Here is a 12,144-nt window from a genome sequence, read left to right as displayed (position 1 = left end):
GAGATTCTGGACGGGTCCGGGCGCGTCAGTACGCGAAGGACAGCGGGCGGTCTGCGGCCTCGGTGCCGTCGTCGGGCGGCTCCTGCGCCTCGGGCGACTCGTCGTGCACCACCAGCGGTACCCCCTCGATCGCGTAGCGGCGCATGAGCGTGAACCAGACGCCCGCGAGCGCGCCGTACAGGAGCGTGAAGACGATCATCGACGTGAGGACGACGCCGGGGCTCACCACCGTGGACACGCCCCGCTCGGTGAGCAGGCGGATCTGGTCGATGCCCGTGGGGTTCGGGGCGACGACCCACGGCTGGCGGCCCATCTCCGTGAAGATCCAGCCGAACGAGTTCGCGAGGAACGGCATGGGGATGGCGATGAGCCCGACGCGCGCGAACCACACGTTGTCGGTGACACGGCCCTTGCGGGTGAGCCACAGCGCCATGAGCGCGAGGAGCACGGAGCCGGCGGCCATGCCGATCATGAGCCGGAAGGACCAGTAGGTCATCGCGAGGTTCGGCGTGTACGTGACCGGGTCGCCGGCGGCGGTGACGTCGCCGTAGCGCTCGGTCATCTGCTCCTGGACGTCCTCGACGCCGGGCAGGTAGGACTCGGGACCGGAGAAGTGGCCGGTGCCGAGGTACGACGCGAGACCGGGGATCTCGATGAGGTGCGTGACGTTCTCGCACGAGTTGGACAGGTCGCCGATCGTGAGGATGGAGAACGCGGCGCCCTCCTGCCCCTGGCACAGCGCCTCGGCCGAGGACATCTTGCCGGGCTGCTGCTCGTACATGATCTTGCCCTGGATGTCGCCGGAGACGGCGACCCCGAGCCCGCCGACGAGCATGGCGATGACGCCGAGGGTGACGGCCGGGCGGTAGACGTCCCGCGCGAGCTCGACGTTCTCCGCCTTCTTGGTGCGGACCAGCCGGACCATCCACCACGCGGCGATGCCGGTGACGAACGTGCCCGCGGTGAGGAAGGTCGCCGTGATCTGGTGCGGGAACGCGGCCCAGAGGGTGTTGTTCGTGAGGACGGCGCCGATGTCGTTCATCTCCGCGCGCCCGGTCTCGGGGTTGAAGATCGCGCCGACCGGGTGCTGCATCCACGAGTTCGCGGCGAGGATGAAGAACGCGGAGAGGTTGGTCGCGATCGCCACGGCCCAGATGCACGCGAGGTGCACCTTCTTGTTGAGGCGGTCCCACCCGAAGATCCACAGGCCGAGGAACGTCGACTCGATGAAGAACGCGGCGAGCGCCTCCATCGCGAGCGGCGCGCCGAACACGTCGCCGACGAAGCGCGAGTACTCGCTCCAGTTCATGCCGAACTGGAACTCCTGCACGATGCCGGTGACGACGCCGAGGGCGAAGTTGATGAGCAGGAGCTTGCCGAAGAACTTGGTCAGGCGCAGCCACCGCTCGTTGCCGGTGCGCACCCAGGCCGTCTGCATGATCGCGACGAGCGGCGCCAGCCCGATCGTCAGCGGGACGAAGATGAAGTGGTAGACGGTCGTGATGGCGAACTGCCACCGGGCGAGATCCAGGGCTTCCACGTGCGCTCCTCGGGGGGCCGACGGGGTCGGCGGGCTTCAGGGGGAGGTGCTGGGCGAGGCACCGGTCGCGGCGGTCCGGGGAGGGCCGCCGCAGGTCGGCGCTGGTCCCAATCTGCCCCATCGACGGGCCGGGAGATGACGCGAAGTACTGAAAACACGCCGCTTGTGACTATGTTCACAAGCGATCGGGACCATGGTCCCGACCGGGCGGGACCGGTGGCCCGGTCGGCGGTGCGTGTCGCCGAGGTTCGTTCGCGCCCCTGTGCGATACTGGGCGGAGCCGGGTGGGCACCGCATCGCCCTCCCGACGAGCACGAGATCGCGGCACCAGCGGACCGCGGCAGTCGGAGCGCCGACCGGGGCGAAGGGCCCGGTGGCAGGCGCCCGCGCCGCGCACGCGGACCGCGGCCGTGGCCGACGACTTCCGTCGCCGGACGACGCGCTCCGGTGCGCTCGTCACGAGCGACGACCGACCGCCCCGAGGGGCCGCACGGTGCGGGGCGGTCCCTGTGGCAGCAGGAGCACGACGCGTGACGCTCGACAGCACCTCCGACAGCACCCCCTCAGAGTCGACGGCGGACGCCGCCGCGACCCAGGACCGGGCAGAGAGCCCGACCACCACCGGGCGCAAGCCCGCCCGCCGCCGCGCGACGCGCAGCGCGGCCCCGCCCCAGACGCCGGCCGTGCCGGACGAGGGCGCGACCGTCCCCGCCGAGACCCCCGCGGCGCCCGCCGACGCGGCTCCCGCGGCCGACGTGCCCCCCGGTCCCGAGGCGGCCGAGAAGAAGCCCGCGCGCCGTTCGCGCCGCGCGACCCGGACCACGTCCGCGCCCGTCGAGCCTGCCACGGACGCGGCCGAGGCCCCCGCGGCGACCGTCGCTGACGCAGCGGTGCCCGCAGACACGGCGGTGCTCGCAGACACGGCGGTGCCCGCAGACGCACCGGTGGTCGCCGGCGCCGCGTCCTCCGGTGCCGAGACCGCGCCGGGGACGCCCGCGCCGAAGGGCCGCGCGCGCACCGCGCGCCGCGCCCAGGGCGGCGCCACGAAGGCCGCCCCGGCTCCCGCCGACGCCCCGCTCGACGTGCTCTCCGAGTTCGGGCTGAGCGCGCCGCCCGCCGTGGAGCCGGCAGCGCCCGCGACGACCGGCCCGGACGCGGACGCGCTGCTCGGCGCCCCCGACGCGCCGCGCAAGGCCAAGCGCACCCGGACGACGCGCAAGGTGGCCCCGGCGGACGCCGCGCCCGAGGCCCCCGCCGCGCCCGAGGCGTCCGCGGTGGACACCGCCGGGCCGACCGAGCCCGCGCAGGCCGTGTCCGAGGCTCCCGCGGAGAAGAAGCCCGCGCGCCGCTCGCGCCGCGCGACCTCCGCGGCCGGCGCCCCGACCGCGAAGACCCCGACCGCGAAGGCCCCGGCCGCGACGACCCCGGCCGCGACGGTCGCTGACGCGCAGGCTCCGGTCACGACGGCCGACGACGCCGCGCCCGCCGTCGCCGAGGCCACCGCGCCGCCCGTCGAGCCGGACGCGCCGGCCACCGAGGAGACGCCCAAGAAGCCCGCGCGCCGCTCGCGCCGCGCCACCTCGAAGACCGCCCCCGCCGAGGCCGCGACCGAGCCGCAGCAGGCGGTCGAGACGGCGGCGAGCGACGCTCCGGCGCCCACGGCCGCACCCGAGACCCCCGTCTCGCCCGCGGCCACCGGCGCGGGCACGAGCACGCCGCGGCTCGCGACGACCGCCCTGCTCTTCCAGGCGCCCGACCCCGCGGCCGCGCCGCGTCGTCCGCGCCGGGCCCAGAGCCCGGCGGGTCCGCCGCGCCACGTCGAGCCGACCCCCGTGGCCGAGCCGGCCCCTGTCGCGGCCGAGCCGCGCGAGCGGGCCCCGAAGGAGTCCGCCGCCGCCCCGGTGGCGGCGGAGCGCACGGAGGACGTGACGGTCGAGGTCGCCCTCACGGGCGAGGACGCTGCCGCCGTCGAGGAGATCGAGGCCATCGAGTCGGAGCTCGTCGCCGAGGGGATCGAGCTCCCCGACGACGCGTTCGGCCCGGAGGACTTCGCCGACCTGGACGAGGCCGAGCCCGACGCCGCCGAGGACCAGGCCGCGTCCGACGACGCGGAGTCCGGTCCCCGTCGCCGTCGTCGCCGCGGTGGCCGCGGTCGTCGCGGTCGCCCGGACACCGGTCGCGAGCAGGACGAGAACGACGAGGCCCCCGCCGGGGGTGACGAGCCGGCCGACTCCGGCGCGGCCGCCGAGGCCGACGAGCCCGAGCACGAGTCTGCCGACGCCGAGCCCGGCGAGGACGAGGCGGGCGGCAGCCGTCGTCGGCGTCGCCGCCGCCGCGGTGGGCGGGGCGAGAGCGGCGAGAGCTCCTCGACCCGTTCGCGGCCGCGCGAGCGCAGCCTGGCCGACGAGGTCACGGCGCTCAAGGGCTCGACGCGCCTCGAGGCGAAGCGCCAGCGCCGCCGCGAGGGGCGCGACGCCGGTCGCCGCCGCCAGATCATCACGGAGGCGGAGTTCCTCGCGCGCCGCGAGTCGGTCGAGCGGTCGATGGTCGTGCGCGAGCGCGCGGGCCGCACGCAGATCGCGGTGCTCGAGGACGGCGTGCTCGTCGAGCACTACGTCTCCCAGCAGTCGCAGGCGTCCATGGCGGGCAACGTCTACCTGGGCCGGGTCCAGAACGTGCTGCCCAGCATGGAGGCCGCGTTCATCGACGTCGGCAAGGGCCGCAACGCGGTGCTGTACGCGGGCGAGGTCAACTGGGACGCGGCCGGGCTCGAGGGCCAGCCGCGACGCATCGAGCAGGCGCTCAAGTCGGGCGACTCCGTGCTCGTGCAGGTGACCAAGGACCCGATCGGGCACAAGGGCGCGCGTCTCACGTCGCAGATCACGCTCGCGGGCCGCTACCTCGTGTTCGTCCCGGGCGGCGGCATGACGGGCATCAGCCGCAAGCTCCCCGACACCGAGCGCAACCGCCTCAAGAAGATCCTCAAGGAGGTCGTGCCCGACGGCGCGGGCGTCATCGTGCGCACCGCGGCCGAGGGCGCGAGCGAGGAGGAGCTGCGCGCCGACGTCGAGCGCCTGCGCGGCCAGTGGGAGGCCATCGAGAAGAAGTCGAAGACCGCGTCGGCCCCCGCCCTGCTCCAGGGCGAGCCCGACCTCGCGATCCGCGTGGTCCGCGACATCTTCAACGACGACTTCAGCTCGCTCGTCGTCGAGGGCGACGGGGCGTGGAGCGAGATCTCGACGTACGTCGAGGAGCTCGCCCCGGACCTGCGCGAGCGCGTCTCGAAGTGGACGGGCACGCAGGACGTCTTCACGGTGCACCGTGTCGACGAGCAGCTCGCCAAGGGCATGGACCGCAAGGTCTGGCTGCCCTCCGGCGGCTCGCTCGTCATCGACCGCACCGAGGCGATGACCGTGGTCGACGTCAACACCGGCAAGTTCACGGGCTCGGGCGGCACGCTCGAGGAGACGGTGACGCGCAACAACCTGGAGGCGGCCGAGGAGATCGTGCGCCAGCTCCGGCTGCGCGACATCGGCGGCATCATCGTCATCGACTTCATCGACATGGTGCTCGAGTCCAACCGCGACCTCGTGCTGCGCCGTCTCGTCGAGTGCCTGGGTCGCGACCGCACCAAGCACCAGGTCGCCGAGGTCACGTCGCTCGGGCTCGTGCAGATGACGCGCAAGCGCGTCGGCCAGGGCCTGGTCGAGGCGTTCAGCGAGACGTGCGAGCACTGCCACGGGCGCGGCTTCATCGTGCACACCGACCCGATCGAGAAGTCGGGCGGCAACGGTCGCGGGGGTCACGACCACGGCAGCGGCAGCGGCACGGGCAGCAGCCCCGCCGTCGAGGAGCCGGCCGAGGCCGGTCGCTCCCGGTCGCGCCGCAAGCGAGGGTCGGGCTCCGGCGCCGCGGCGGCCAAGGACACCGCGATCACGCTCCCGCAGGCGGCCGTCCCGGTGCTGCCGGAGGTCACCTCCGAGGCGCGTGCGGCCGTGAAGGCCACGCTCGCGACGATCGCCGCGGCCGCGGCGCACGCCCACGAGCACGACCACGACGGCGCGGACCCCGCGCCGGCCCCCGGCGACGACGCGCACGCGGAGCCCGGCGAGGAGTGACCCGGGCAGCACCCGGCGGCGTGCCGCTGTACGCCGCCGGGGCCCGCTCCCGCCTGCGCGGGTGGCGCGCGGAGGACCTCGCCGCGTACCGCGCGTGGCTGCGTCCGGAGCACGAGTGGCACCGGTGGGACGGGCCGTACTACCCCGTGCCCGACGACGCCGCGTCCGACGCGGCGGTCGCGCGGCTCGCGCACGCCGCCGCCGCGCAGGCAGCCCGCCCGGGCGGGCTGGACGACGACGGCCTCCCGCCGCGGCGCGTCGTCGTCGCCGACGAGGAGGACCGGCTCGTCGGGACGTGCTCCTGGTACTGGGAGTCGGCCGAGACGCAGTGGGCGCGCGTCGGCATCGGCCTCTACGACCCCGCGGTGCGCGGCCGCGGCCTGGGCCGCGACGCGCTCGGCGCGTGGATCACCTACCTGTTCTCGGTGACGGACTGGGTCCGCCTCGACCTCGCCACGTGGTCCGGGAACGCCGCGATGCTCGGCGCCGGCCGGGCGCTCGGCCTCGTCGAGGAGGGCCGCTTCCGCGACGCGCGCGTCGTCGACGGCGTACGGTACGACGCCGTCGTCCTGGGCGTCCTGCGCCGGGAGTGGGCCGCCCGGGCCTGACCGGCTCGTGATCGGCTCGGCGGCGTCTTCGCCCCCGTCACCTGCACCTGGCATCATGCCGCCATGGGTTACGACCTCTCGGGCCGCCTCGTCGTCGGCGTCGCCTCCTCCGCACTGTTCGACCTCACCGAGTCCGACCGCGTGTTCCGCACGCAGGGGGAGGCGGCGTACCGCGACTTCCAGGAGCGTCACCGCGACGACGCGCTGGCCCCGGGCGTCGCCTTCGGGTTCGTGCGCCGCCTGCTCGCGCTGAACGACCTGGCGCCGGCGGCGGACGACCCGCTCGTCGAGGTCATCGTCATGTCGCGCAACTCGCCGGAGACGGGCCTGCGGGTCATGCGCTCGATCCGGCACCACGACCTCGACATCACGCGCGCCGTCTTCCGCCAGGGCCGCAGCCCGCACGAGTTCATCCGCCCGCTGCACGTCGACCTGTTCCTCTCGGCCGACGAGCGCTCCGTGCGCGACGCGGTCGACCTCGGCCTCCCGGCGGGGTACGTGCTGGACCCGACGTTCGCGGACGAGGCGGGCGACGAGCTGCGCATCGCGTTCGACTTCGACGGCGTGCTCGCGGACGACTCGTCCGAGCGCCACTTCCAGGACGGGGGCCTCGCCTCGTTCCGCGAGCACGAGGAGCTCAACGCCGACGTCCCGCTCGGGCGCGGCCCGCTGCGCGAGCTCCTCGTCGGCATCCACCGCGTCCAGGTCGTCGAGCGCGAGCGGCACGCGGCCGACGCGTCGTACCAGCCGCGCGTGCACGTCTCGCTCGTCACGGCGCGCTCGGCCCCGGCCCACGAGCGCGCGGTCGCGACGCTGTCCTCCTGGGGCGTGACCGTCGACGACGCGTTCTTCCTGGGTGGCGTGGACAAGGACGGCGTGCTCGAGGTGCTGCGCCCGCACATCTTCTTCGACGACCAGCGCGCCGTCGTCGAGGCGGCGCGACGCGTCGCCCCGTCGGTCCACGTGCCCTACGGCGAGCTCAACCGCGGCATCCTGCCCGCGGACCCGGCGCCCGGTGCCCGTCGCACCCGGGCGGCCGACGTCGTCCCGCCCGCGCCCGCACGACGCGAGACCGCGACCCCGCCGGCTCCCGCCGCGCCCGCGGGGGAGCGCGACGCCGAGGACGAGCCGGCACGGGAGCGGGCCCAGGAGCGAGCCCAGGAGCGGCCCCCGTCGCCGACCCAGGAGCCGGCACGCCCCGCGGGCACCGGCACGCGCGAGCTCCCGCTCGTGCGCTCCGTCCCGGGCGTCGGCGGGGCAGGCCTCGCCGGGATCGCCGCGGTCGCGCCGGTCGCGGAGCCGGCGCGCGAGGCCGAGCGACGTGACGCGGCCCCCGCCCCGGTGGCCCCTGCCGCACCGGCGGACGCCGGAGACGCCGCGCCCCCGGCGGCGACGAGCGCGGAGCCCGCGGGCCGTGCCTCCGACGCCGAGAGCCCCGGGTCCACCGGGACCACGCTCCTCAGCCGTCGCGACGTCGCGCGCCCGGGTGCGCCCGACCGCGTCTCGGTGCTCGGCCCGGCGGGGGAGCCCAAGCCGCTCCCCGTCCGTCCGTCGTCGAACGGGTCGGCCCGGCACCGCTGACCGGCGGGCGCCGGCCCGCGTCGCGCGGTGCCGGCGTCGGGATGGTTCACTGCTCGCATGAGCGGCGCCGCGCGACTCCCCGCCGCCTCGCCCCGCGCGGGCGGGCGGGTCGAGGTGGTGTGCGGCCCGATGTTCGCGGGCAAGACCGAGGAGCTGCTCCGTCGGGTCCGCCGCGCCGAGGTCGCGGGGCGACGGGTCGAGGTGGTCGGCCACGTCCTCGACACCCGGCGCGGGACGGGCACGGTGAGCTCGCACTCCGGTCTGGCGATCCCGTCGCGGACGGCCCGCGACGCGGCCGACCTCGCGCGCCTGGTGCACGACGGCGGCCCGCTCGACCTCGTCGCGGTCGACGAGGCCCACTTCTTCGGGCCCGACCTGGTCGACGTCGTGCAGCGCTTCGCCGACGACGGGCTCGTGGTCGTCGTCGCCGGTCTCGACGTGACGTTCGACGCACGCCCGTTCGAACCCCTGCCCACTCTCGCGGCGCTGGCCGAGCGCGTCGACAAGCTCACCGCGGTGTGCGCGGTGTGCGGCGAGGACGCGGCGTTCCACGTGCGGGTGGCCCCGGAGGCGACGGCGGCGGGCGACGGACCCCGGGACCCGCTGGTCCCCGTCGCCGCCCACGTCGGCGGCGCGGAGAGCTACGAGGCCCGCTGCCGCGCGCACCTGCCGGCGCCCCCGTGGCGCGCTCAGCCGGGCGGGTCCTCGACGAGCGGGACGAACGAGTAGGAGCCGTGCTCGCTGAGCCGGACGCCGCCGGGCTCCCCGGCCGGGCCGGACGCGCCAGGAGTGCCGGGCTCGGCCTCGACGAGCACCATCGTGTGCCGGACCGGGACGACCATCCGGCCGCCCGGCGCGAGCTGCTCGACGAGCGCCTGGGGGAGCGCGTCGGCCGCGGCGGACACGAGGATCCGGTCGTAGCGCTCGCCCGGCGTGCCGAGCGTGCCGCGCGACGCGGTCACGATGCGGGCCCACGGGGTGCGTGTCGACGCGAGGTTCGCCGCGCCCCACGCAGCGAGGTCGGGGTCGCGCTCGACGCCCAGCACGTGTCCCGTGGGCCCCACGAGGACGGCGAGCAGCGCCGTCGTCCACCCGGAGCCGGAACCGACGTCGAGCACCCGCGCCCCGCGCGCGACGTCGAGCAGCCGCAGCATCGCCGCGACGGTCGAGGGCTGCGAGTTGGTCTGGCCGTGCCCGATGGCGAGCGGGCGGTCCTGGCCCGCCCAGCGCCGCTGCGCGCGGGGGAGGAACGCGCGGCGGTCGACGGCGCGCATCGCGGCGGCGACGGCGTCGTCGTGCCCGCGACGGCGGGTGCCGTCGGGCGGGCGTGCCGGGCGCATGCGACCACCTCCACCGCCAGCGTAGGCACGCCCGCGCGCCGCCCGCCCCCCGTCGTGGCGGTCGCGACGCGGGACGACGTCCCGCGCGCGAGGCCGTCCCGGTGGCGAGGGCCCGCACGCGGCGGGATGCTCGACGGGTGCGCGGGCGCGTCGGTGCGCCCGCCCCGGACGGGGGAGCCCGGCATGAGCGGCACGGTGGCACGGATCACGCACATCAGCGCGCGGTCGGAAACGAGCTTCGAGGACGCCGTGAGGATCGGCGTCGAGCGCGCGGCGAGCACGCTGCGTAACGTCTCGGGCGCGTGGGTCAAAGAGCAGAAGGTCGACGTCGTCGACGGGCGCATCACGACCTGGCAGGTCGTCCTCGAGGTCACGTTCGTCCTCGAGTGAGACGGCGGTCGGCAGACCGCGGGACGGGGCCGTCGCGCGCGGGGATCGTTCGCGCGGTCGCCGCCCGCGCCATTTGACCTGCCCAGCCGATTTCCGTACTCTTGAACGTCGGCGCGCCCAGGCGCGCCGGTCCCGTGTGCCCACGGACGACTCGCACTCGCACGCCGCGGCGTGGCCGGAGTCTCCAAGACGAACTCGCCGTGACGAGCACGCCAAGACTAAGAGAGATGAGCAGCAACGTGGTGTACGCGATCGTCAAGGCCGGTGGCCGTCAGGAGAAGGTTTCCGTCGGCGACATCGTCGTGGTGGACCGGGTGTCCGCCAAGGTCGGTGAGTCCCTCGAGCTGCCCGCTCTCCTGCTGGTGGACGGGGAGAAGGTGACCACCGACGCGGCGAAGCTCGCGAAGGTCAAGGTCACCGCCGAGGTCGTGCGGGACGAGAAGGGTCCGAAGATCACGATCCTGCGGTACAAGAACAAGACCGGTTACCGCCGTCGTCAGGGTCACCGTCAGCAGCTGACCCGCCTCAAGGTCACCGGCATCAAGTGATCTCGCCCGGCGCGAGGTAGCGGCCACGGGCCGCCCCGCGCCGACCGGCACCCTCCCTCAGCAACCAGCACGAAAGCAGGTTCGTCATGGCACACAAGAAGGGCGCGAGCTCCTCGCGCAACGGTCGCGACTCCAACGCCCAGCGCCTCGGCGTGAAGCGCTTCGGCGGTCAGGTCGTCAAGTCGGGCGAGATCATCGTCCGCCAGCGCGGCACGCACTTCCACCCCGGTGAGAACGTCGGCCGCGGCAAGGACGACACGCTGTTCGCCCTGGCCGCCGGTGCGGTCCAGTTCGGCACGCGTCGTGGCCGCAAGGTCATCGACATCGTCGCCGTCGAGGGCTGAGCGACAGCCACAGGCTTCGAGCAGGAGGGGCGCACCGACGCGGTGCGCCCCTCCTGCTGTTTCTCGCACACCCACCTCTGAGAGGATCGTTCCATGGCCAGCTTCGTCGACCGTGTCGTCCTGCACGTCTCCGGCGGCAACGGCGGGAACGGGTGCGCCTCGGTCCGCCGCGAGAAGTTCAAGCCGCTCGCGGGCCCCGACGGCGGCAACGGCGGGGACGGCGGGACCGTGCGCCTCGTCGTCGACGCGCAGACCACCACGCTGCTGGAGTACCACCACTCGCCGCACCGGCACGCGACGTCGGGCACCCAGGGCATGGGCGACGACCGCGACGGCGCGAACGGCGAGGACCTCGTCCTGCGCGTGCCGGACGGCACCGTCGTCAAGACGGCGGACGGCGCCGTCCTCGCCGACCTCGTGGGCGACGGCGCGGAGTACGTCGTCGCCGAGGGCGGTCGCGGCGGGCTCGGCAACGCCGCGCTGTCGTCGCCGCGCCGCAAGGCACCCGGCTTCGCGCTGCTGGGGGAGCCGGGCGAGGAGCGGGACGTCGTCCTCGAGCTGAAGACGATCGCCGACGTCGCGCTCGTCGGGTACCCGAGCGCCGGCAAGTCGTCGCTCGTCGCCGCGATCTCGGCCGCGCGGCCCAAGATCGCCGACTACCCGTTCACGACGCTCGTGCCGAACCTCGGCGTCGTGCAGGCGGGTTCTGCCCGGTTCACCGTCGCGGACGTCCCGGGCCTCATCCCGGGCGCGAGCGAGGGCAAGGGCCTCGGGCTCGAGTTCCTGCGCCACATCGAGCGCACCGCCGTGATCGTGCACGTCCTGGACTGCGCGACGCTCGAGCCGGGTCGCGACCCGATCAGCGACCTGGACGTCATCGAGGCGGAGCTCGCCGCCTACGCGCAGGACCTCGACATCGAGGGCGGCCGCGTGCCGCTCACCGAGCGACCGCGGCTCGTCGTGCTCAACAAGATCGACGTGCCCGAGGCGCGCGAGCTGGCCGACCTCGTCAAGCCCGACCTCGAGGCGCGCGGCCTGCGCGTGTTCGAGATCTCGACGGCCAGCCACGAGGGCCTGCGCCCGCTGACCTACGCGCTCGCCGAGCTCGTCGAGAAGGCCCGGGCCGAGGCGCCCGCGCCCGAGCCGACGCGCGTCGTGCTGCGCCCACGGGCGGTCGACGAGGCCGGCTTCACCGTCACGCGCAAGGGCGGTGCCACGGACTACTGGTTCGAGGTGCGCGGCGCCAAGCCCGAGCGGTGGGTGCGCCAGACGGACTTCAGCAACGACGAGGCCGTCGGCTACCTCGCCGACCGCCTCGCCCGCCTGGGCGTGGAGGAGAAGCTCTTCGCCGCCGGGGCGGTCGGGGGCGACGAGGTGCGCATCGGCACCGACGCCAACGCCGTCGTGTTCGACTGGGAGCCGACGCTCATGACCGGCTCCGAGCTGCTCGGCGGCCCGCGCGGCTCCGACAACCGCCTCGACGAGCGCCTGCGCCCGACGCGCTCGGAGAAGCGTCGCGAGCACCACGAGCGCATGGACGCCAAGGCCGAGGCGCGTCGCGAGCTGTGGACCGAGCGCGAGGCCGGCACCTGGACGGACCCCGACGCCGACTGACGCGGATATCCGTTGTGGGCGGGAAATGGGCCCGGTCCCCACGAGGGGACCGGGCCCATTT

10 protein-coding genes are annotated in these 12,144 nt (G+C 75.1%); 8 read left to right on the top strand and 2 right to left on the bottom strand.

From position 1 onward, the window contains the following. Positions 1–25 precede the first annotated feature (25 nt). Entirely contained in the window at positions 26–1,540 is a 1,515-nt protein-coding gene (locus ACFC2L_RS12035) for a cytochrome ubiquinol oxidase subunit I (RefSeq protein WP_375824538.1), read from the bottom strand. A gap of 530 nt (positions 1,541–2,070) precedes the next feature. Here ACFC2L_RS12035 and ACFC2L_RS12030 point away from each other — a divergent pair. The 4 genes from ACFC2L_RS12030 to ACFC2L_RS12015 all read left to right on the top strand — a co-directional run bounded on the left by ACFC2L_RS12030 (position 2,071) and on the right by ACFC2L_RS12015 (position 8,576). Next, a complete protein-coding gene (locus tag ACFC2L_RS12030; protein ID WP_375824537.1) occupies positions 2,071–5,658 on the top strand; it encodes an Rne/Rng family ribonuclease in 3,588 nt (1,195 codons plus the stop codon). Next, positions 5,655–6,266, top strand: a complete 612-nt coding sequence (locus ACFC2L_RS12025; RefSeq protein WP_375824536.1) for a GNAT family N-acetyltransferase — start codon at positions 5,655–5,657, stop codon at positions 6,264–6,266. Before ACFC2L_RS12030 ends, ACFC2L_RS12025 begins: the two co-directional genes overlap by 4 nt. Positions 6,267–6,329: 63 nt before the next feature. Beyond that, on the top strand, positions 6,330–7,847 hold the full coding sequence (locus ACFC2L_RS12020; protein WP_375824535.1) for a 5'-nucleotidase: 1,518 nt from the start codon (positions 6,330–6,332) through the stop codon (positions 7,845–7,847). Positions 7,848–7,904: 57 nt separating this feature from the next. Beyond that, positions 7,905–8,576, top strand: a complete 672-nt coding sequence (locus ACFC2L_RS12015; protein WP_375824534.1) for a thymidine kinase — start codon at positions 7,905–7,907, stop codon at positions 8,574–8,576. Here the strand turns inward: ACFC2L_RS12015 and ACFC2L_RS12010 are convergent. After that, a complete protein-coding gene (locus ACFC2L_RS12010; RefSeq protein WP_375824533.1) occupies positions 8,537–9,187 on the bottom strand; it encodes a protein-L-isoaspartate O-methyltransferase in 651 nt (216 codons plus the stop codon). The genes ACFC2L_RS12015 and ACFC2L_RS12010 overlap by 40 nt on opposite strands. 183 nt (positions 9,188–9,370) lie before the next feature. On the opposite strand from ACFC2L_RS12010, the gene ACFC2L_RS12005 reads away from it, so the two are divergent. From ACFC2L_RS12005 to obgE, 4 genes are all read left to right on the top strand, one after another. Next, entirely contained in the window at positions 9,371–9,577 is a 207-nt protein-coding gene (locus ACFC2L_RS12005) for a dodecin family protein (protein WP_375824532.1), read from the top strand. Positions 9,578–9,804: 227 nt separating this feature from the next. Next, positions 9,805–10,125, top strand: a complete 321-nt coding sequence (gene rplU, locus ACFC2L_RS12000; RefSeq protein WP_047234734.1) for a 50S ribosomal protein L21 — start codon at positions 9,805–9,807, stop codon at positions 10,123–10,125. Positions 10,126–10,211: 86 nt separating this feature from the next. Then, a complete protein-coding gene (rpmA, locus tag ACFC2L_RS11995; protein ID WP_047234735.1) occupies positions 10,212–10,469 on the top strand; it encodes a 50S ribosomal protein L27 in 258 nt (85 codons plus the stop codon). Positions 10,470–10,562: 93 nt separating this feature from the next. After that, the gene (obgE, locus tag ACFC2L_RS11990) at positions 10,563–12,083 is read left to right on the top strand and encodes a GTPase ObgE (RefSeq protein WP_264030657.1); all 1,521 of its coding nucleotides are present in this window, start codon (positions 10,563–10,565) and stop codon (positions 12,081–12,083) included. Positions 12,084–12,144: the final 61 nt, after the last annotated feature.

Origin of the sequence: Cellulosimicrobium sp. NPDC055967 (assembly GCF_042269845.1) — a bacterium.
Classification (GTDB): domain Bacteria; phylum Actinomycetota; class Actinomycetes; order Actinomycetales; family Cellulomonadaceae; genus Cellulosimicrobium.
The sequence above is the reverse complement of the archived record's forward strand: the minus strand, read 5'-3'. Positions and strand labels throughout refer to the sequence as shown.